Below are 19,575 nucleotides of genomic sequence, written 5' to 3'. Positions count from 1 at the left end.
GCATCTCCAGCCCAACGTTGACCAGCAACCCTGCCCCCATCTGGGATGTGATCGTGATCGGTGCCGGCATCGGCGGCCTGGTCACCGCTTCCCAGCTGGCTGCCAAGGGGGCGAAAGTGCTGGTGCTGGAGAGATACCTCATCCCGGGAGGCTCCGGCGGCAGTTTCAGGCGTGATGGCTACACATTCGACGTGGGCGCCTCGATGATCTTCGGCTTCGGCGAGCAGGGGCACACCAACCTGCTCACCCGGGCCCTGGCCGATGTGGGCCAGCACTGCGACACCATCCCCGATCCAGCACAGCTCGAATACCACCTGCCCGGCGGACTCAACGTGGCTGTGGACAGGGATTACGAGCACTTTCTCAGTGATCTTAGTGCCCTGTTCCCCCACGAGGCCAAGGGCATCCGCGCCTTCTACGACGCCTGCTGGCAGGTGTTCCGCTGCCTCGATGCGATGCCGCTGCTGTCTCTGGAGGATCCGGCCTACCTAGCCAAGGTGTTCTTCAAAGCACCCTTGGCCTGCCTGGGCCTGGCCCGCTGGCTGCCGGTGAACGTGGGCGATGTGGCGCGGCAGCACATCAGCGATCCGGCCCTGCTCAAGTTCATTGACATGGAGTGTTTCTGCTGGAGCGTGATGCCGGCCGATCTCACGCCAATGATCAATGCGGGCATGGTGTTCTCCGATCGTCATGCCGGCGGCATCAATTACCCCAAAGGGGGCGTTGGCGTGATCGCGGAAAAGTTGGTAGCGGGATTGGAGAACCATGGCGGCGCGATTCGCTACAAGGCGCGTGTCACCAAGGTGCTGCTGGAGAACAACACTGCGGTGGGGGTGAAGCTGGCAAGTGGTGAAGAGCTGCGGGCCCGCCGCGTAGTGAGCAACGCCACCCGCTGGGACACCTTTGGCGCTCTGGTAGATGCCGCCCACACCCCCAAGGCCGAAACCACCTGGCGACGCCGCTACAAGCCCTCCCCCTCCTTTCTCTCCCTGCACCTGGGCATCGATGCCCAGATCGTGCCCAAGGGTTACCACTGCCACCACCTGCTGCTGGAGCACTGGGAGGAGATGGAGGCCGAGCAGGGGGTGGTGTTCGTATCGATGCCGACCCTGCTGGATCCGGAGCTGGCCCCGGCAGAGCGCCACATCGTGCATGCCTTCACCCCCAGCTCCATGGAGCACTGGCAGGGGCTCACGCCAGCTGCCTATCGCGCCAAAAAACAGGCGGATGCCGACCGGCTGATCGGCCGACTCGAAGTGATCCTGCCCGGCCTGAAGGGGGCTATCCGTCACCGCGAAGTCGGCACGCCGCGCAGCCACCGGCGCTTCCTGGGCCGCATGGGCGGCAGCTACGGCCCAATCCCAGCCCTGCGCCTGCCGGGGCTGCTGCCGATGCCCTTCAACCGCACCGGCCTCACCGGCTTATATGCGGTGGGGGATTCCTGTTTCCCAGGTCAGGGCCTCAATGCGGTGGCCTTCAGTGGCTTTGCCTGCGCCCACCGCATCGGCGCCGATCTGGGGCTCAATCCCTGGAGCCTGCCTGACTAAGGTGACTAGAGAGGGAAAAGGCGGCCCAGTGACGGTCGGCACAACCAACGAGCTCTCTCAGCCTTATGCGGGGGTAAGGCGCCAGTCCGCGCGAATGCTGTGGCGCTCATGGGCCAAAGAAGAGCGCATCAGCTGGATCAAGCGTGGCCATTCACGGTCGGCCCTGATCCTGTTTTTGATAGTCATCCTGGTTGGGATTGAAGCGGTCCGGAGGATTCAGCTGACCAAGGGCCGAAGCGTCACCAACCAGACGATCGCCCTGGAAAAACTCGAAGCCGAATTCCGGGACGCCCAGCGAATTGCAAGCGACTGGGGCTGGTGGGATGACAGCTATGCCTTCATCGAGGGCAAGAACCCCTCCTTCCCCTCCCAAAACCTGGCCACCAGCAGCCTCTTTGATCAAGGGGCCGCCATGGCGATCTACGACGCCCAAGCCCAACGCCGGGCCCTTCAGGTGGGCCTGAGCAGCCCGAACCGGCCCCCTGATCAACGGCTGGTGCGCTGCCTGGACTCCACCGCCCGCACCCGCCGCCAACTGGGCCTCGCCGGCATCCGGGTGATCTGCTCAGACGAGACCAACAAACTCTACGTCGGCTTCGCCACCACGATCGGCACCAGCGACAACAGCCGTTCCACAACAGCGACCCTCATTTTCCTCAACCCGCTGGTCGAACCCCAGTTCGGCACCCACTTGAAGGAGGAGCTCAACCGCATCCAGGTTCAGCTGCAGCCCATCCCCCCAGCTGGAGTCATCGCCACGGGGGAGCCCTTGGCTGCGCTTAAACCCAAGACCTTCGGCGAGGACGGGCGACTGATGGGCGTCAAACCCGCCAATAGCCAGGCAGAGCAGCGCAGGGAACTAAACCATCTGCTGCTGCTGCTAACCGGCGGGGGACTGATCGCCCTGGCCATGCGCTTCAGCTGGAAACTGGCCGAGCGCCGACAGAGATTGCTGCTGCGCAAGAAGGAACGCTGGGCCACCCAACGCATCCGCCGAAGTCACCGTGCACTGATTGAAATCCTTGATTTCAAAGCCCCCAAGTCGCTCCCTTCAGCAGATCACAGCCCTGCCAGCCCACCCCCTAGCAGCAACTTCATCTTCAGGGGGATGCTGCAGAAGGATCGGCGCCACCATGCCTCGCCACACGCAAGCCAACCGATCGAGGGGTCGACCACATCCGGCAGCGAACCCGCTGGTCGCCAACGAGTAGACATCCATTTGATTGCCAATCGGTTTGAACAGATTCTGGGCACCGCCCGCGATCTGGCTATGCACGATGCACTCACCGGCCTGGCCAACCGCCGCTATTGCATCGAACACCTTGAAAGAGAAATCGATCGCCTTAAGGAAGAGCAGACACTTCTTGTCCTGCTATTTATCGATCTCGATAAATTTAAAAGCATTAACGATACCTATGGCCATCGCATCGGTGATCAAGCCCTGCGCAAGGCAGCCAACCAACTCAAGGCCCTCTGCCGCCAGGGTGATTTCCTGGCGCGCTACGGCGGCGACGAATTCATTCTGATTCTGGGAGACTCTCAAAACGCCAGCAATGAAGATGATCTAGCCCTCCATGCCAAACAGGTAGCCCACCGGATCCTTGAGTCCTTTGAGAAAAGTCAAGTTGACTCCGCCTCGCCCTACCGACTCAGCCTGAGCATTGGGATCACGATCAGCGATCCACACCACTTCAGTAGTGAAGACATCATTCGAAAAGCAGACCTGGCAATGTACAAGGCAAAGTCATCCCAAGGGGAACACATTCACCTGTTCACAGCGGAAAATGAGTCCAATCCGCTCAGTGACTATCGGCTATTTACTGCGCTCCAACAGGCTTGCGAAGCATCACTTGAGCCATCGCAGCCCGACTCCTTCCGGATTTTATTTCAACCGATCGTCAACGCCGCAGGCGAAGTCCTAGCCGTTGAGGCTCTCGCCCGCTGGGATCACCCAGACCTAGGGGAAGTTCCCCCAACTCTATTTATCCCGGTAGCGGAACACTATCGAATCATGGGTCGCGTTGGCTGGCAGCTCATCGAAGCCACGTTGAAGACCTTCAAGCAGCTGATCCAAGCTCTAAAAGTAACCCCCAACCAGCTCAACCTAGCGATCAATATCAGCCCATCCCAGCTCACAGACGCATCTTTTTCAGGCCAATTAACCGACGCCATTGCAGCCCATGGAATCTCTTGCAACAACATCAATCTTGAACTCACCGAAACCGCGATCTTCAACTCCACTGCAGAGGTTAAAACTAATCTGCGCCAGTGTCGAGAAGCGGGAATGCGGATTTCACTCGATGACTTTGGAACGGGCTTCTCCTCCATGGGCCTGCTGCTATCGCTAAAACCTGACGAACTGAAGATCGATCGCAGTTTTGTAATCGGAGTTCTCAACGATTCCTATGCGGAACAAATCGTGGAACTGCTCCCTAGGCTCACGAACTCCGTATCGATGACCCTCGTCGCTGAAGGGGTGGATACCGAGGAGAGCTTTCAGCGGCTGCAACAGATGGGGGTGGCCCGATTCCAGGGCTATCTATTCTGTGAGCCCCTAAACATCGCCGCCCTGGTTGAGCTTGTGGGTGGAAAGCGACTCACAATCCCACTTCCCGCTGCATAGCCTGGGCCCAATAGCCCTAATGCAAGGAATGCCCGGCTCCCCTACCCCCAGCTCCGCCGAGCTGGCCACTTACCTCGAGCAACGCGGCGAGCTCAGCAAGCCCTGGATGCTGCAGCTACTACGGCTCACCAAGCTCAAGGAGGCCAAGGACAGCATGGACCCGGATGCCTACATGGCCAGTCTGCAGGAGGCCCACGCCGATCTGATGCGACTTGGCGAATTCTGGAAAGGTCGCGAGCAGGAAGTTTTCAGCGGCCGCTACCAGCCAGAGACCCTGATCGAACCCCTACCCGGCTCCCCCGAAGATCGATGACCGGCGCCTTGGCCGTCAGCAGCGACCGCTACCCGATGGCCGCGCTGATCCGCTTCACCCTGATCGCTCTCTACTTGGCAATGGTGGCGCCCCTGCCCCTACTGGCACCAGCAGAGCTCAAATTGCTGCTTTGGCTGGCTCTACCCCTGGGGCTGGGCTTGGTAGTGGCAGCCACCAGTGAAGCCGTTGAGCTAAGTGCCGATGGCATTCGGGTTGGCCATCCCAGCTGGTGTGCCTGGCTGCTGCGCCGCGGCTGGAGCCTGCCTTGGCAATCCATCAACGGGCTCACACCAGTAGCCACAAGCCAGGGGGGCCGGGTCTTTTACGTGAGGGGAGAAGACGGATCGGCATACCTGCTGCCGCAACGGGTCGCAGCCTTCGAGCAGTTTCTGGGCCGCTTCAGCCAGGAAACGGGCATCAACACCAGCTCAATCGGCCGCATCAGCCCACCTTGGACCTACAAACTCCTAGCCGGCCTGAGTGCCGCCATGTTGCTTGGAGAGTTGGTTTGGGCTCTTAAACCAATGAGTTGAGCTGCTGACGCGCTGGCTCTTCCTCGGCAGCAGCTTCGGGCAGGGTTTCCAGGCTGAAGCGATAGCCCTGCTGGCGCATCGTTTCGATGCCGCCTCCTTCACCCAAGCCAGCCTGCTCTAACTTGCGACGCAAGGTGAGCACTTGGGTGTCAACCGAGCGGGGACCGCCGCTGAAGGGAGGCCAGGCCATACGCAGTAGCTCCTGGCGACTGCGAACAACCCCAGGGGGCATTAGCAGGGCACAAAGCAGGGCAAATTCCCGTGGACTCAGCTCGACTGGCTGGTCGCGCAGGGTTACCTGGCGTAGCAATACGTGAACTTCAAGCGGACCAACACAGACCCGTTCCTGCAGACCGGTGCCGCCACGGCGCAGCAGGGTGCGGCAGCGGGCGGCGAGTTCTTCCAGGCCAAAAGGTTTGCGCAGCACATCATCTGCACCCGCATCAAGCAGGCTCACCACGGGCTCCGAACCGGTGCGGGCCGTGAGCACCATCACGGAGCAGCGCAGCTGGGCCGCCAGGCGCAGGGCGGAACTCTCATCGAGTAGTTCTGCGCTGATCAGCAGATCGGGAGATTGGTCCTGGCACACGTCCAGAGCTTCACGAGCCGTAGCAACCGCCGCCGCAAGATGGCCGTCCTGCCGCAGGCGCTGGGCCAGCACCGTGCGCAGGGTCGCGTGGGGATCAACCACCAAAACCCGCTGGGGCTGGCTTCCGGCCTGATTGGCGGCCCCAGAGGCCGGCAGTGGCGGGTTAGAGGAGTTGATGGAGTCCACAACTGTGTTGAATTCACCTTAACGGCAGCCGCCAGGGGATCCGCGTATCAGTCGATGCGTTTGTGTGGACACCACCAACTATGCGGAGACCACCCAATCGCGGCTTCTGCCTCCAAGGGGCAAAATAGATAAAGGTCCCACGACCCCATGACTTCGCTTCAACACCCAGACGCCATCCGCCACTTCCAGTCGCTGTGCGATGCCTGCCAGGAACTGGCCCATCGCTTCCACAGCCCTGCTGAATTGCGGCTCTACGCCGATGGCTACATCCACGCCCTGCGCCGCACTGCGGTGCTTGATCCGATCTCCCAGCGGCGACTTGAGGAGCTCACCGACCGCTGGATTCGAGATCCTTCCAGCTTTGTGGGTCCCGATGGTGACCCGCGCAGCCTTTACGAAAGCGAGCGCTACTGACTCGCTGAATTGCTAGCTGCCGCTTCAGCTAGCCAGAGCCACTTCCAGCTTCTCGCGCAACTCACCAGAGTTGTACATCTCGATCAGGATGTCGGAGCCACCGATGAATTCCCCTTTCACATACACCTGGGGAATAGTGGGCCAGTCGGAAAATGACTTGATGCCATTACGGATCTCAGCATCCGAAAGCACGTCGAAGGTTTCAAATGGAACCCCAACTGAGTGCAGTATCTGCACCACGTTGTTGGAGAAACCGCACTGGGGCATCAGCTTGTTGCCCTTCATAAAAACGAATACCGGGCTGGTGGCCAGGAGTTCTTCGATGCGTTGGCGGGTAGTGGCGTCCATGGACTCAGGCGGGAGTGGATGTTTGCAGGGCTAGGGCGTGGATTGCCTCACTGGCCAATTCCTGGCGTAGGGCGCCATACACGAGTTGGTGCTGCCTGACCTTGGTCAGGCCGTCGAACGCTGTGGAGACCACCGTGACCTGCAGATGGTCGCCGCCACCGGTGAGGTCTTCAACCTCCACCAAGGCATCGGGCATGGCCAAGGTGATTGCGGCCTTCACCTGGTCTGGATGCACCATCGAAGCGAAGAGGCAGCGAACAGGGCAAATCTAGTGGTCAGCTTCCAGGGGTTGCCGCGGCCCCTGCTGTGTAGGGAGTGGCGGCGAAGCCAATCTCGACCAGGCTCTGGAAAGCCTTGCGACCCTCCGGGCTGGCCGGGGTCATCACCTTGACCACCTCGACCAGCAGGGGCACCGCCACCTCAGGCTGGTTCTGGCGACGGAACAAGGCCGCCAAGCGCAGGTTCGCCTGAGCCATGGTTTCCAAAGCTTCCCGCCCCTTCTGGTCCATTTCACGGGGGATGCGGGCATCGAGTCCGCGGAAGGAGCCGCTCAGGTCGCGATAAAAGCCGAGCAGGCGGCGACAGGCATCGCGGGCCTGGTCGTAGAGCTTGCGGGCTTCGGCCAGATTGCCCTTAGCAACGGCGGCGTCACCGCGCACCAACAGGGCGCGCACACCCTCAAGATTGAACGGACTGCCGGTGGACTCCAGGGCCTTTTGGGGCTCCTGCTGAGCTTGCACCTTGGCCGGAGCTAGGGGCGCAGCGAGGGCCATCAAGGCCAAAGCGGAGCCACAAATCAAGCGGGATGGCCTACGCACAACCAGCAAACAAATATGCAACAACTTTAGGGGGCCAGACCCAGGGCTCCCTGGGCCTGGCCTTCAACCACCGCCATGGCGGTGGCGAGGTGGGCGGTGAAAGCACTCGCAGCCTGCCTTCCCTGGCCCTCCAAGCTGAGAGGTGGGCCGAAACAGAGCACGGCCCCATCCCCGCGGCGGGGGGGGCGATGGCCATAGGCGATGCCCACGGGCACCACCGGTACCGCCACGCCTTGGCCGGCGGCCAGCATGGCCAGGCGGGCGAGGCCCTGGTGCAGCCGCAGGGGAATCTCTTCGCGCACGATGCGCCCCTCTGGAAAAACCACTAGCTGCTCACCGGCAGCCAGTAGGTCCACGGTGTAGCGCAGGCTGGCCAGGGAGGGGCGCCCCTGACTCACAGGAAAGCAGCCCAAGCGGTGCAAAAACCAGCCCTGCAGCCCACGCATCTCATCAACCGTGACCATGAAGCGGCAATCCCGCCCCGTAATGCGGCGGCCTGCGGCGTGGGTCAACAGCAGGGCATCCCAGCGGGCCCGGTGGGTCGGAGCTAGCAGCAGCGGCCCACTGAGAGGCAGATTTTCGCTGCCAAGCACCTGGACGCTACGGAAAAAAAAGCGGAGGCCAATGTCCTGGCTAGCCACCATGGCGAGCGGTGCCAGCCAGGGGCTGATGCCATTGCAGAGCCCCTTTTCCCGGGAGGAGGGTGCCTGGGTGGACAACGCCGATGGGCCGGATTGAACCGCCAACAACCCGTTAAGTGCGACCAAGCTCAAAGCTAGGGGCTAGGCAAAGGAGCTCGGCTCGAGCGCGGGCAGTTGAACTGGCGTCCTGAGCCGGCGCAGGTTGCGGTATCCATAGGATTTGGGCGGGATCACCGCCTGCCACCACTCCCCAGCCATGGCCAGCCTCGGCGTCAACATCGACCACATCGCCAATGTGCGCCAGGCCCGCCGCGCGGTGGAGCCCGATCCAGTGAGCTATGCCCTGCTGGCCGAGCTGGGGGGGGCTGACGGCATCACCGTGCACCTACGGGAAGACCGACGCCACATTCAGGACCGCGATGTGGAGCTGCTGCGTCAAACCGTGCGCAGCCGGCTCAATCTGGAGATGGCCGCCACGCCCGAGATGGAGGCGATCGCCCTGCAGATCCGGCCCGACATGGTGACCCTGGTGCCGGAGAAGCGTCAGGAGGTAACCACCGAGGGCGGCCTCGATGTGGCGGGCCAGCAGCCAGCTCTCAGCGCTCTGGTGGGTGCGCTGCAAGATGCCGGCATCGGCGTGAGCCTGTTTGTGGACGCCGAGGCGAGCCAGCTGGAGGCCTGCCGCGCCACCGGCGCCCGCTGGGTGGAGCTGCACACCGGCGCCTACGCCGAAGCCAGCTGGAGTTTGCAGCCAGCCGAGCTGGCCCGGCTCACGGAGGGGAGCTTCATCGCCCGCAGCCTCGGGCTGCGGGTAAATGCCGGCCATGGCCTCACCTACCAAAACGTGGAGCCCATCGCCGCCATCGAAGGCATGGAGGAGCTCAACATCGGCCACACAATCGTGGCCCGGGCCCTGGCGGTGGGACTGGAAGAAGCTGTTCGGCAGATGAAGGCGCTGATACAGAATCCGCGCCGCGACCCCCTGTTCGGCAGCCGCCAGCTATGAGCACCTATCACTTCATCGCCGCCAGCGAAGCGTTCCTCACCGTCGAGGAGCCCCTTGAGGAGGTGCTGCGCGAAAGGGTGCGCCACTACGGAGAACAGGGCAAGGAAATCGACTTCTGGCTGGTGAAACGGCCGGCCTTTCTCGATGCACCCCAACTCGAACCGATCGGCAGCGCCGTGCCGAGGCCGGCGGCGGCGGTGGTGTCCACCGATGAGAAGTTCATCACCTTTCTGAAGCTGCGCCTGGAATTCGTGGCCACGGGCCGCTTTGAGGCTCCCAGCACCTCAATCCCCGACGCCCTCGCCAGCGCGTCCTAAAACAGCCCCAAAAAGCGTTTGCGCGGCCCGTCATCGGAGGCTCCCTGACCGCCATCCTGCTGGTAGCGAGGCTTGTTATCACCAATAGTGAGCAAGGCCTCCTTGTTTTTCCACCACACCCAGTCGCGGATTGGTGGGGTGTTCGCCAGTTGCTGGCGGCTGAGCCCTAGGCCGAGCTTGGCGGAGGCATCGAGCAGAACGTCGAGCATCTCCTCACCGTTGCCGCAGCGGGCCAAGGCCTCATTGGTGCGCTTAGCGCCATTTAGGGCTTTTACCAGGGCGTTTACCCGCTGGACCACCGACAACGACGCTGGATTCATCTGACTGTCACTGGGTGGGGCGACCGTACCAGCGCTGGCCGGTCGACATGAATCGCTGGGGGGCTGACAAGTGGCCGTCAGGCAGGCAAGACTGGAACTAACGCGATGGACTGATGACGTCCCCTTCACGTTCCTGCCACCACTGGGTGATCGGGGACGTCCACGGCTGTGCCGACGCGCTTGAGCAGCTGGTAGCTCGCCTACCTGCAGGCGACAAGCTCGTGCTTTGCGGTGATGTGATCAACCGCGGCCCCGAGATCCGCCGCACCATGGAGCTGGCCTGGGGCTTGGTGAGCTCCGGCCGGGCCATCTGGCTGATGGGAAATCACGAAGCCGACCTAGTGGCCGCCCTGCGGCAAGGCGACTGGACCGCTCAAAGGGCCTTGGCCGGCTGCGACACCTATCGCCAGCTCGGCGATAGCCACTGCCGCATCTGGCAGGAGCGGCTGGAGCAGCTGCCCCTCACCTACTCCGGCAAAGGCTGGCTCGCCACCCACGCTGGCTTCAATCCCGACACCTGGGAACCCGACCTCAGCATCCGCATGCCCTTCTGGCAGGCCTACGACGGTCGCTTCGGTGAGGTAGTGATCGGCCACACCCCCGGGCCCCAAGTGCGTCGCCTCGGCCAGATCGTGATGGTGGATACGGGCGCCTGCTACGGCGGCGAGCTTTCGGCCTACTGCCCCGAGACCGGAGCTATTCACGCCGTTTACGGCTTGCAAGAGCGCCGGCTCTCCTCCTTCAGCCAGGAGCTGGCAGGCTGCCTGCCATGACGACCCACAGCTGAGCATCCTTTGTGCTCACAGTTTTCCGGGGCAACCGGGCCGAACACCTAGCCGAACTCCTGGCCGCCCAGTTGCTGCTCACGCCGCCCGGGCCGCTCGAGACGGTGCAGGTGGTGGTGAATACCTGGCCCACCAGCCGCTGGCTTGGTGAACAGCTGGCCGTGGGACTCGGCGGCATCGCCGCCAACATCCGCTACCCATTTCCTGGCAGCCAGCTGCGCCAAATCGTGAATGGGGTGCTGGGCGAAAACGGCGCAGACCAGGATCCCTGGCGTGCCAGCCAGCTGGTGTGGCCCGTGCTGGAACTGCTCCCCCACCTGGTGGAGCAGCCAGAAGCTGCCTCGCTTAAGCACTGGCTAGGCCGCTACCCGCAGCACGGCAGCAACCTTGAGTTGGCCCAATGGCAACTGGGCCGCAGCATCGCCGACGCCCTCGACGACCTAGCCCTGTATCGCCCTGAGCTGCTGGCAGCCTGGTGGTGTGGGGAGGACGGCCCACCCCTGCCGCCGGAGCAGGAGTGGCAGCGGCTGCTGGTGGGGCGGCTACGGGAGCGCCTGGGGGTGAAGCCCTTCGGCCTGCAGGTGCTGGAGGCCATAGCCCAGCTGCAGATCAAGGCACCGCCGGCCGGCAGCCTGCCCGATCCCCTGCGCCTGTTTGGGCTCAGCAGCCTGGCGCCGATCCAGGTGCAGCTGCTGCAGGCCCTGAGCGTGCACACAAATGTGGACCTCTACCTGCTCACCCCCTGCCGCGACCTGTGGCAGCGCTGCACCAGCCGCCGCCAACTGCTCAGCGATGCGATCGCGCTGCAGCAGCCCCTTGATGGTGACTGGCTACTGCAGGCCCCTGGCCTGGAGGCCCGCTTCGGCCGACTCGGCGGCGAGTTTCAGCAGTTGCTCGAAGGCAGCGGCGAGAGCCTCCAGGGCCAGTGGCAGGAAAAGGATTTGTTTGTGGCCCCAGCCAGCAGCCATCGGGGCCAGGGGCCAGCGCCCCTGCTGCATCAGCTGCAGCAACAACTGGCGGATCCGGCTGCCCAACCCCTGCTGCAGCGGGCACCGGCAGACAGCTCCCTGGAGTTCCACCGCTGTCCCGGCCCCCTGCGCCAGGTGCAGGTCGTGCGGGACCGCATCCTGCAGCTGCTGGCCGCCGATCCCACGCTCCAGCCCCGCGATGTGCTGGTGATGACGCCTCAGGTGGATGGCCTAGCGCCTTTGGTGGCGGCCGTATTTGGCGATCAAGAGGCCACTGGGGTGCCCCTCAATTGGCGCCTCACCGACCGCAGCCAGCAAAGCGAAGCCAGCCTCAGCCGCAGCTTGCTGGAGCTGCTGCGGCTGGCGGGGGAGCGGCTCACCGCCTCCGCCCTGGAAACCCTGCTGGAGAGTCCGGCGCTGCAGGGGCATTTCCAGCTCAGTGGTGTCGAGATGGCGGCCCTGCATCCCCTACTGCAGCGGGGGGGCTTCCACTGGGGCCTCGATGCAGAGGAGCGCGGCGGCCTGGACAGCGGCAGCCTCAGCTGGGTGATCGATCGGCTGCTACTAGGCCTGGTGCTGCCCTGCGACCCCGGCCTGGCCCCGGCCGCCACCGCCCCCCTGGCCAGTGGCGAGAGCATCGAGCTGTTGGGCCGCTGGCTGCACCTGCTCACCCGGCTGCGCCACTGGCTGGTGGAGCTGCGGCGACCCCGCTCTTGCCTGGCCTGGAACACCTGCCTGCGGGCCCTGCTGAGCGACCTGTTCGGCGACGGCGACCAGGCTGGCGGGAGTGGCCAGGACTGGGAGCTGCCCCTGGTGCTAACCGCCATTGACGACTGGCAGCAGGCCGCCGCCGGCTGCAACCTGGAGCTGGCCGCACCCGTGGTGGCTGCCGTGCTCGATGAGCGCCTGGCTGCGGATTCGGGCCGGTTTGGCCACCGCAGCGGCGCCCTCACCATCAGCGCCCTCGAGCCGATGCGGGCGATTCCCCACCGAGTGATCGTGCTGATGGGCCTGGATGCAAACGCCTATCCCCGTCAGAGCAAGCGGCCCGGCTTCCACCTGCTGGAGCAGCAGCGCCACCTCGGCGATCCCAACCCGGCCGACCAGGACCGCTACGTGCTGCTGGAGGCCCTGCTCTCAGCCCGCGACCATCTGCTGGTGACCTGGAGCAGCCGCGACCCCCGCAGCGGCGAAGAGCTGCCACCGGCCACACCGGTACGCCAGTGGCTCGAGTGGCTGCAGGGGCAGCTGCCTTGTCGCGGAAGCGAACTGGTGATTAGTCACCCTGCCAACCCCCTCGACCGGGCCAATTTCCAAGCCAGCGGCGAGCGGCCCCCCGGCAGCTGCGACGAGCGTCTGCTGAAGGCCCGTGAGCTGCTCGATCAACCACGCCAGCAGAGCGGAGCACCGCAACCGCCCCGGCCCCTGGCGGCCAGCGAACCCCCTAGCGCGCCCCCGGCCCAACCCAGCGATGCCTATGGGGATCTGCGTGACTGGCTGCTTGCTCCCCAGGCCAGCTGGCTGGCTGAATTGGGGCTAAGGCCGCGGGAATGGGCCGACAGCCTCGACGACCTCGAGCCCCTCAGCCTCGATGAGCGCGAGCGGGCGCTGCTGCTGCGCCAGGCCCTCGAAAGTCCCACCGACGCATCTCTCCTCGATGAGCCCGCTGGATGGCTGGCTCGCCACCGCGGCCAGGGCTTGCTGCCTCCTCTAGCGGCAGGCGAACTGGAGGCCGGCGGGCTCAGCCAGCGCTGGCGCAGCCTGCACACCAGCCTCGAGGCCCTGGGTCCTGAGCGCCGCCAGCTGGCCCTCTGGCAAAACTGGCAGCAGGAGCTGCAGTGGCGGGGGAGCTCGGTGCTGGTGCTGCACACCGCCCGGCCGCGCAATCGCCACCGGCTGGAGCTGTGGCTGGCGCTGCTGCTGGCCGCCGCCGCCGACCAAGGGCCGCTGGATGGGGTGCTGGTGGCCCGGGGTGCCAAGGACTTCGGCGTGCAGTTGCGGCTGCAGGCGCCCCAGGTAGATAGCGCCCGGGCCGAACTAATGCGGCTGCTGGAGTTGCGCCAGCAATGGCGCCGGAGCTGCTGGCCGGTGCCACCGGAAACCGGCTGGGCCCTGCTCGATAAGGGTGAAGCACGGGCGATCGAAACCTGGGAAGGCGGTTTTCAGCGGCGCGGCGAGCGGCTTGATCCGGAGCAGGCCCTCTGTTTCGGATCTGAACTCAGCGGCACCGCCCTGGTGGCCAGCGGTGAGCTAGCCGCCCGGGCTGAGGAGCTGCTTGGTCCCCTGCGGGAGCGGTTGATATGAACCTGTCTGCCGGCAGCGATCAGGCTTTGGCATCTGAACAAGCCCTGCCACTCCCACAACCATTTGAGGCCAATGCCTTTCCCCTGGATCCCGGGCTGCGGCTGCTGGAGGCCAGCGCCGGCACCGGCAAAACCTTCGCCCTGGCCCAGTTGGTGCTGCGCTACGTGGCCGAGGCCGAACTGGGGCTGCGCCAGCTGCTGGTGGTGACCTTTACCGAGGCCGCCGCCGCCGAACTGCGCGATCGCATCGGCCAGCGCCTGCAGCGGGCCCTGGCAGGCCTGGAAAATCCAGATCTGGAGCCGCCCGATCCCACCCTGGCCGCCTGGCTGGAGCAGCAACGACCGCGGGCCGAAAAGTTGCGGGCCCGGTTGCTGCTGGCCCTAGAGGAACTAGATGCCGCCGACATCACCACCATCCACGGTTTCTGCCGCCGCACCCTGCAGCGCCACGCCCTGGAAGCGGGCCTGCCACCGGAGCTGCAGCTCGAAACCGACAAGGGCACCCTGGTGCGCCAGGTGGCACACGACTACTGGCAACAGCAGGTGCTGCCCCTGCCAAGCCACCTGCTGGCCGGGCTGCAGCAACAGGTTGGCGGCCCCGAAACCCTCGAGGGCCTGTTGCGCCAGCTAGATGGCGATCCAGCCCTAGGCCTGGATTCCCTGCCGGCAACCCTGCGGACCGACGCCCCCTTGGCGCCCCAGCTCGAGGCCCTATGGAACGAGGCGTGGCACAACTTCCAGCAGCTCTGGGCCAGCCACGGCCAAGCCCTGGAGGCCGGCTTTTGTGCCGCCGCCAGCCAATGGCGCGGCCAGGGCTTCAAAACCACCAGCCCCTACGTTCCCAAACCCACCAAGGACCGCTGCGCTCTATTGCGGGGCTGGATCGCTGCCCAGCCCATCGGCGGCGACTACGGCGCCACGGCAGGCAGCCAGGGCGGAGGCCAGGGCCTGCTGCGCGACTACTTCCACCCCGGCGCCTTTCTCAAAGTTGCCCGCAGCCTCGAACCTGGCGATGGGAAAGGCCCCGGCCCCTCCCTGCCCGAACGCCCCTTGCAGGAGGCGATCGCCCAGGTTTTGGATGGACCGGCCGAAGCCCTAGTGCTGCACGCCTGCCACTGGGGTCGGGCCGAACTGGGCCGGCGGCGGCGCCAGAGCGGAAGGCTGGGTTTCGCCCAACTGCTGGAGGGTCTTGATCCAGGCGAGCAGGCCAGTACCCCCCTGCTAGAGGCGGTGGGAGCCCGCTATGCGGTTGCCCTAATTGATGAATTCCAGGACACCGATCCGATCCAGTGGCGCATCCTGTCGCGGGCCTTCCAGCCTGAGCGGCACCGACTGGTGATGGTGGGTGATCCCAAGCAGGCGATCTATCGCTTCCGCGGCGGCGACCTGCGCACTTATCTGCTGGCCCGTCAGGCCGCCGCCAGCTTCGGCGGTATCAGCAGCCTTCGCGATAACTACCGCTCTAGCGAAGCCCTGGTCGCCGGCCTCAACGGCCTAATGGAGCCGGGGCTGCGCCGCAGCGACCTGGCCGTACCGGCGGTGCGGCCCCAGGCGAGCGACACCAAACTGCGCCTACCCGCCGGCCAGCACCCCCTGCAGCTGCTCTGGCTCGGCGGCAGCCGCCTGGCTGGTGAGAAACCACCCAGCCGCAGCGCCCTGGAGCGGCAACTTCCCGACCAGATCGCCTGCTTCAGCGCCGAATTGCTCAACCAGGGGCTGATGCAACAGCGGGGCGAGCAGCGCCAACCCCTAGGCCCCAACGACCTATGTGTGCTGGTGGGCACCCACCGTCAGGCTGAAGCGCAGCGCGCCGCCCTCGATCGCTGCGGCATAGCCAGCAAGCTAGTGAGCCAGGGGGATGTGTTTGAAAGCGCCGGCGCCTCGGCACTGCAACGGTTACTCGATGCCCTTGCCGAACCCGGCCGATCCCAGCGCCTGCGGCTGCTGGCCGCCTCTCCCCTGCTGGGCTGGAGCGCCCAGCAAATCGCCTCCGCCAGCCCCGAAGCCTGGAGCAACCTGGCTGCGCGCCTAGCCCAGCTGGCCGTTGAACTACCCCGCCGCGGCCTGCTTGGGGTGCTGGCGAGCCTGCTGGAGCAAAAGGGGCTGGCCCAGCTATCCCTCGGCGGCCGGCTGCTGGCGGATTTGCAGCAGTGCGGTGAATTGGTGGCCGTGCGGCTCCATGCCGACCAACTGGGTCCCGCAGCCGCAGCCGACTGGCTGCGGCGTCTGCGGCTCGATCCCGACCGGGACATCCCCGACGCCCACCAGCCCCACAGCGACGTGGTGGATGAGGCCGTATCGGTGCTGACGGTGCACCGCAGCAAGGGCCTGGAATATCCAGTGGTGATCTGTCCCTACCTTTGGCAGGCCGGCGCTGAGAGCCGCAGCGGCCAGTCCATCGGCGTGCGCTGGCACCCGGGCGGCCCTGAAGGCGGGCAGCCCGAAGCCGTGCTCGACCTGCACCTGAACAACAACTGGGGCCCGGGCCAGGGCGCCAGCCAGCAGCAGCTTGGGGCCGAGCTGCAGGAGCGGGAGCGACTTGCCTATGTAGCTGCCACCCGGGCCAAGCTGCTGCTGGTGCTGGCCTGGGGCCCGGCCTTGGGCCAGCAGGGCAATCCGCTGCACCCCTGGCTGTTCGACCAGGAGCAGCCCCCCGCAAGCGACCACGACCCCTACATCGGCCGCAGTGATGCGGAGTGGCGCCAGCGGCTGGAGCAAGCAATCGCTTGCCGCCAGCTGCCCCTCACCCTGGTGCAGCCCCCCGCCAGCGGCCAGCGCAGCCAGCTGAAACCAGGCCCGGCAGCTGCTGGCCTATCCCTGCAGCGAGGCCCCGTACCCAGCCATGGCTTCGACAGCAGCTGGGGCCGCAGCAGCTACACCAGCTGGACCCAGGGCAGCCACAGCGCCGCCCCCGCAGCCGTGGAGGAGGGCCGCGAAACCGATGCCCTGGTGACCGAACTAGAGGCAGCAACGGCGGCCAACGCCATGGGCGCCGATTCCCAGGACAGCCCTCTGGCCCCCTTCCCCCGGGGCGCCCAGGCCGGCGACTGCCTGCACCGCATCCTTGAGCAGCTCGACTACTGCCAACCCTTGGCAGCCCAGGCCGAGCTGGTGGGCCGCGAGCTGCAGCGGGCCGGTATCGCTGCGCAGCACGGCGAAGCGGTGCTAGTTGGGCTTGAGCAGCTGCGGCATACGCCCCTGGGCGGCCCCTGCAACGACTTCAGCTTGGCCCAGCTTGAGCGCGGTGCCCGCCTCAATGAGATGAACTTCGATCTGCCCCTCGGCCTGGTGCGCACCCCAGACCTGGCACGCCCCTTTGCCGACCATCATGAAGGGTGGTTTGGCAGCGCCTACGCCGAGCAGCTTGCCCAGCTGAAAGTGGAAAGCCGGGGCTTTCTCACCGGCTCGATCGACCTGGTATTTCGACAGGGCGAGCGCTGGTGGGTGGCCGACTGGAAGAGCAACTGGCTGGGCGAGCGCGACGACCAGGGGCAGCCGCTGCACTGCGGTCCACGCCACTACGGAGCAGCAGCCATGGCAGAGCTGATGGCCGCCAACCACTACCCCCTACAGGCCCACCTGTACCTGGTAGCCCTGCACCGCTACCTGCGCTGGCGCCTGCCCGGCTACCGACCCGAGCAGCACCTGGGCGGCTACGTCTACGTGTTCCTGCGAGGGGTGCCCGGACCCACCACGGCCAGCGCTGTGCCCGGCATGTTTGTGGAGCAGCCGCCCTTGGCCCGCCTGCTCCAACTGGACCAGGCCCTAGGGGGCACTCCATGAGCGGCCCCACCCCCCTGGAGCAACCTCGCTGGCTCCAGAGCCTGGCAGCGGCCCTGGCTGAAGCCCTGCCGCGGCTGCATGGCAGCAGCCCCGATCCATTGCTGGCGGAACTGATCACCAACCTGGCTGCCGCCCTGGCGGAGGGACGCCTGGAAATCAGCCTGCCCAGCACCGAACATCGTCGCGCCCTGGAGGCTTCACCCCTGGGCGCCGAGCCGGATGGTCCCCTGGTGCTGGAGGGCGACCGGCTGATGTGGCGCCGCTGGCAGCGCCAGCGCCAGCAGGTGCTGCAGGCACTGATCGAGCGGGCCCAGTTTCAGCTCCCAAATGCGAGTCCCGGCGCAAGCTGCAGCGACGGGCTGGATCCTGACCAGCAGCGGGCCGTCACGGCGGTGCTGCAATACGGCCTGGTGCTGCTTGAGGGCGGTCCGGGCACCGGCAAAACCAGCACCGTGGCTCGCATGTTGGCTGCGGTGCTAGCCCAGCAACCAGGCAGCCGCATTCAGCTAGCAGCCCCCACGGGCAAAGCGGCGAGTCGGCTGCGGGCAGCCCTAGCTAGCAGCAGCCTGCAACTTCCCTGCAGCACCCTGCACCGGCTGCTGGAGAGCCGCGGCGAGCGCTTCGGCCGCAACCGCCAGCACCCCCTTGCCCTCGACCTGCTGGTGGTGGATGAGATGTCGATGGTGGATCTCCCCCTGATGCAGGCCCTGCTGGAGGCCCTGCCCCCCAGCTGCCGGCTGGTGCTGGTAGGGGACGCGGCCCAGCTGCCACCGGTAGGCCCCGGACCAGTGCTGCTGGAGCTGCAGGCTCCCGAACGCCGCCAGGCCCTGGGCGGAGCCGCCATAGAGCTGCGCACCACCTACCGCAACAACGGGGCCATCGCTGCGGTAGCAGCGGCCCTACGGGAGGCTGAGCAGCCCCTCGAGGCCCTGCTCACACCACTGAACTCTGACGACAACCTGCGCTGGCTGCAGGCCAACCCACGCCAGCTGCCAGCAGAGCTGCTGCAACGACTGCGGCAGCACCAGCACCAACTGCAGCAATGCTGCCTGGCGGGCGATCTGGACGATCCCACTTTCACCGCGAGCCTGCTGGCGGGCCTGGATAACTACCTAGTGCTGACACCAGTGCGCCAGGGCCGCTGGGGGGTGGAAGCTATCCACCAAGCGCTGCTGGGGGAGGCTGCCGCCCGCTCGCCCCAGTTTTGGCCAGTGGGCACGCCCGTGCTGTGCCGCCACAACCTCAGCGAACTGGGGCTCGCCAATGGCGACGTTGGGCTGGTGGTGGAAAGGGAAGCCAAGCGGGGGCGGGAACGCCGCCTGCTGTTTGCAAACCAGGGCGGTAGCGAGCCTCTCTGGATTCACCCGGCCCAGCTACCCAAGGCCGAGCCAGCCTTGGCCCTCACGGTGCACAAGGCCCAGGGCAGTGAGGCCCAAGAGGTATGGGTGCTGATGCCCGACACCGGCAGACCCCAACGGCGCCTGCTCTACACAGCCCTGACCAGGGCCAGAGAGCGGGCCTGCCTGATCACCCCGTTGCGCGGAGCGGCGGCGGCTGTCAGCCTGAAATCGTGAAAATCCCTGAGCCCCTAAGTCCCGCCGGCCGGGTGCAACGCCCTTGGGGCTGGTTTGAACAGCTGGCCAGCGGAGATCAATACCTGGTCAAACGCCTACTGATCCGCCGCGGCCAGCGGCTGAGCCTGCAGCGCCACCAACACCGCTGTGAGCACTGGGTGGTGGTGGCCGGCGACGGTGAACTGCAGGTAGGGGAGGAGGCCATCACCGCAACGGCAGGGACCAGCGTCTTCATCCCCCAAGGGGCAATTCACCGGGCCCAAGGGGGTCTGGCGGATCTGGAGATCGTGGAGGTGCAGCGTGGTGACTGGCTGAGCGAAGCCGACATCGAGCGCCTTTCGGACGACTTCGGCCGGAAGTGAAGCGGACCGAGGGGTGATAAAATTTGTTTTCAGCCTTTTTCAAGGGCAGGGCAGTTTTGTTAATTGCGGGTCTGAACAACTGAACATCGGGTAAAGCAGTGCAGCTTCAGTTGCCCCGCAACGGCCCATCCGTTCAGTATTTCTT

18 protein-coding genes are annotated in these 19,575 nt (G+C 65.5%); 12 read left to right on the top strand and 6 right to left on the bottom strand.

The features are described 5' to 3' along the window. The first annotated feature begins 17 nt into the window (after positions 1-17). The 4 genes from crtH to KBY72_RS03215 all read left to right on the top strand — a co-directional run bounded on the left by crtH (position 18) and on the right by KBY72_RS03215 (position 5,016). Positions 18-1,547, top strand: a complete 1,530-nt coding sequence (crtH, locus tag KBY72_RS03230; RefSeq protein ID WP_254960321.1) for a carotenoid isomerase — start codon at positions 18-20, stop codon at positions 1,545-1,547. Between the two features lie 94 nt (positions 1,548-1,641). After that, on the top strand, positions 1,642-4,170 hold the full coding sequence (locus tag KBY72_RS03225; RefSeq protein ID WP_254960320.1) for an EAL domain-containing protein: 2,529 nt from the start codon (positions 1,642-1,644) through the stop codon (positions 4,168-4,170). 28 nt (positions 4,171-4,198) lie between these two features. Beyond that, positions 4,199-4,483: a hypothetical protein gene (locus KBY72_RS03220; RefSeq protein WP_254960319.1), complete on the top strand. Its 285-nt coding sequence runs from the start codon at positions 4,199-4,201 to the stop codon at positions 4,481-4,483. Beyond that, on the top strand, positions 4,480-5,016 hold the full coding sequence (locus KBY72_RS03215) for a hypothetical protein (protein WP_254960318.1): 537 nt from the start codon (positions 4,480-4,482) through the stop codon (positions 5,014-5,016). Before KBY72_RS03220 ends, KBY72_RS03215 begins: the two co-directional genes overlap by 4 nt. Here KBY72_RS03215 and KBY72_RS03210 read toward each other — a convergent pair. Next, the gene (locus tag KBY72_RS03210) at positions 5,000-5,761 is read right to left on the bottom strand and encodes a response regulator transcription factor (RefSeq protein ID WP_254960348.1); all 762 of its coding nucleotides are present in this window, start codon (positions 5,759-5,761) and stop codon (positions 5,000-5,002) included. The two genes, KBY72_RS03215 and KBY72_RS03210, sit on opposite strands and share 17 nt — an antisense overlap. A gap of 177 nt (positions 5,762-5,938) precedes the next feature. Here KBY72_RS03210 and KBY72_RS03205 point away from each other — a divergent pair, with 177 nt between their 5' ends. Beyond that, on the top strand, positions 5,939-6,205 hold the full coding sequence (locus KBY72_RS03205) for a DUF6761 family protein (RefSeq protein WP_254936090.1): 267 nt from the start codon (positions 5,939-5,941) through the stop codon (positions 6,203-6,205). Between the two features lie 24 nt (positions 6,206-6,229). Here the strand turns inward: KBY72_RS03205 and grxD are convergent, their stop codons facing one another. The 4 genes from grxD to KBY72_RS03185 all read right to left on the bottom strand — a co-directional run bounded on the left by grxD (position 6,230) and on the right by KBY72_RS03185 (position 8,117). Continuing rightward, entirely contained in the window at positions 6,230-6,553 is a 324-nt protein-coding gene (gene grxD, locus KBY72_RS03200) for a Grx4 family monothiol glutaredoxin (RefSeq protein WP_106632779.1), read from the bottom strand. A 4-nt stretch (positions 6,554-6,557) separates the two neighbouring features. Continuing rightward, entirely contained in the window at positions 6,558-6,791 is a 234-nt protein-coding gene (locus tag KBY72_RS03195) for a BolA family protein (protein WP_254960317.1), read from the bottom strand. A 37-nt stretch (positions 6,792-6,828) separates the two neighbouring features. After that, positions 6,829-7,326, bottom strand: a complete 498-nt coding sequence (locus KBY72_RS03190) for a hypothetical protein (protein WP_254960315.1) — start codon at positions 7,324-7,326, stop codon at positions 6,829-6,831. A gap of 71 nt (positions 7,327-7,397) precedes the next feature. Further along, a complete protein-coding gene (locus tag KBY72_RS03185) occupies positions 7,398-8,117 on the bottom strand; it encodes a lysophospholipid acyltransferase family protein (protein WP_254993065.1) in 720 nt (239 codons plus the stop codon). A 151-nt stretch (positions 8,118-8,268) separates the two neighbouring features. Here KBY72_RS03185 and KBY72_RS03180 point away from each other — a divergent pair, with 151 nt between their 5' ends. Further along, positions 8,269-9,018: a pyridoxine 5'-phosphate synthase gene (locus KBY72_RS03180; protein WP_254960313.1), complete on the top strand. Its 750-nt coding sequence runs from the start codon at positions 8,269-8,271 to the stop codon at positions 9,016-9,018. Further along, positions 9,015-9,335 carry an MgPME-cyclase complex family protein gene (locus KBY72_RS03175; RefSeq protein WP_254960312.1) on the top strand — a complete coding sequence of 107 codons (321 nt, stop codon included), beginning with the start codon at positions 9,015-9,017 and terminating at the stop codon, positions 9,333-9,335. Before KBY72_RS03180 ends, KBY72_RS03175 begins: the two co-directional genes overlap by 4 nt. Here KBY72_RS03175 and KBY72_RS03170 read toward each other — a convergent pair. Further along, complete coding sequence (locus KBY72_RS03170) at positions 9,332-9,655, bottom strand: hypothetical protein (RefSeq protein WP_254960311.1); 324 nt, start codon at positions 9,653-9,655, stop codon at positions 9,332-9,334. The genes KBY72_RS03175 and KBY72_RS03170 overlap by 4 nt on opposite strands. 113 nt (positions 9,656-9,768) lie before the next feature. On the opposite strand from KBY72_RS03170, the gene KBY72_RS03165 reads away from it, so the two are divergent. The 5 genes from KBY72_RS03165 to KBY72_RS03145 are packed head-to-tail and all read left to right on the top strand — an operon-like array spanning position 9,769 to position 19,430. Further along, a complete protein-coding gene (locus KBY72_RS03165; RefSeq protein ID WP_254960310.1) occupies positions 9,769-10,428 on the top strand; it encodes a metallophosphoesterase in 660 nt (219 codons plus the stop codon). A gap of 23 nt (positions 10,429-10,451) precedes the next feature. Further along, positions 10,452-13,712 (top strand): exodeoxyribonuclease V subunit gamma, encoded by a 3,261-nt coding sequence (locus KBY72_RS03160; protein ID WP_254960309.1) that lies wholly within the window; start codon positions 10,452-10,454, stop codon positions 13,710-13,712. Then, a complete protein-coding gene (locus tag KBY72_RS03155; RefSeq protein ID WP_254993064.1) occupies positions 13,709-17,494 on the top strand; it encodes a UvrD-helicase domain-containing protein in 3,786 nt (1,261 codons plus the stop codon). The genes KBY72_RS03160 and KBY72_RS03155 overlap by 4 nt, the downstream gene beginning before the upstream one ends. Next, positions 17,491-19,068, top strand: coding sequence for an ATP-dependent RecD-like DNA helicase (locus tag KBY72_RS03150; protein ID WP_254960307.1), 1,578 nt, complete (start codon positions 17,491-17,493; stop codon positions 19,066-19,068). Before KBY72_RS03155 ends, KBY72_RS03150 begins: the two co-directional genes overlap by 4 nt. Then, positions 19,065-19,430 (top strand): phosphomannose isomerase type II C-terminal cupin domain, encoded by a 366-nt coding sequence (locus KBY72_RS03145; RefSeq protein ID WP_254960306.1) that lies wholly within the window; start codon positions 19,065-19,067, stop codon positions 19,428-19,430. The genes KBY72_RS03150 and KBY72_RS03145 overlap by 4 nt, the downstream gene beginning before the upstream one ends. The last annotated feature ends 145 nt before the right edge of the window (positions 19,431-19,575 follow it).

The organism is Cyanobium sp. BA5m-21, from assembly GCF_024346235.1.
GTDB lineage: Bacteria > Cyanobacteriota > Cyanobacteriia > PCC-6307 > Cyanobiaceae > Cyanobium_A > Cyanobium_A usitatum.
The sequence above is the reverse complement of the archived record's forward strand: the minus strand, read 5'-3'. Positions and strand labels throughout refer to the sequence as shown.

What these genes read in the sequence shown, in the direction of transcription:
- KBY72_RS03220 (WP_254960319.1), top strand. Translation starts at nt 4,199, where the DNA reads ATGCCCGGCTCCCCTACCCCCAGCTCCGCCGAGCTGGCCACTTACCTC.
- KBY72_RS03175 (WP_254960312.1), top strand. Translation starts at nt 9,015, where the DNA reads ATGAGCACCTATCACTTCATCGCCGCCAGCGAAGCGTTCCTCACCGTC.
- KBY72_RS03195 (WP_254960317.1), bottom strand. Translation starts at nt 6,791, where the DNA reads ATGGTGCATCCAGACCAGGTGAAGGCCGCAATCACCTTGGCCATGCCC.
- KBY72_RS03205 (WP_254936090.1), top strand. Translation starts at nt 5,939, where the DNA reads ATGACTTCGCTTCAACACCCAGACGCCATCCGCCACTTCCAGTCGCTG.
- KBY72_RS03155 (WP_254993064.1), top strand. Translation starts at nt 13,709, where the DNA reads ATGAACCTGTCTGCCGGCAGCGATCAGGCTTTGGCATCTGAACAAGCC.
- grxD (WP_106632779.1), bottom strand. Translation starts at nt 6,553, where the DNA reads ATGGACGCCACTACCCGCCAACGCATCGAAGAACTCCTGGCCACCAGC.
- KBY72_RS03190 (WP_254960315.1), bottom strand. Translation starts at nt 7,326, where the DNA reads ATGGCCCTCGCTGCGCCCCTAGCTCCGGCCAAGGTGCAAGCTCAGCAG.
- KBY72_RS03225 (WP_254960320.1), top strand. Translation starts at nt 1,642, where the DNA reads ATGCTGTGGCGCTCATGGGCCAAAGAAGAGCGCATCAGCTGGATCAAG.
- KBY72_RS03170 (WP_254960311.1), bottom strand. Translation starts at nt 9,655, where the DNA reads ATGAATCCAGCGTCGTTGTCGGTGGTCCAGCGGGTAAACGCCCTGGTA.
- KBY72_RS03180 (WP_254960313.1), top strand. Translation starts at nt 8,269, where the DNA reads ATGGCCAGCCTCGGCGTCAACATCGACCACATCGCCAATGTGCGCCAG.
- KBY72_RS03150 (WP_254960307.1), top strand. Translation starts at nt 17,491, where the DNA reads ATGAGCGGCCCCACCCCCCTGGAGCAACCTCGCTGGCTCCAGAGCCTG.
- KBY72_RS03215 (WP_254960318.1), top strand. Translation starts at nt 4,480, where the DNA reads ATGACCGGCGCCTTGGCCGTCAGCAGCGACCGCTACCCGATGGCCGCG.
- KBY72_RS03165 (WP_254960310.1), top strand. Translation starts at nt 9,769, where the DNA reads ATGACGTCCCCTTCACGTTCCTGCCACCACTGGGTGATCGGGGACGTC.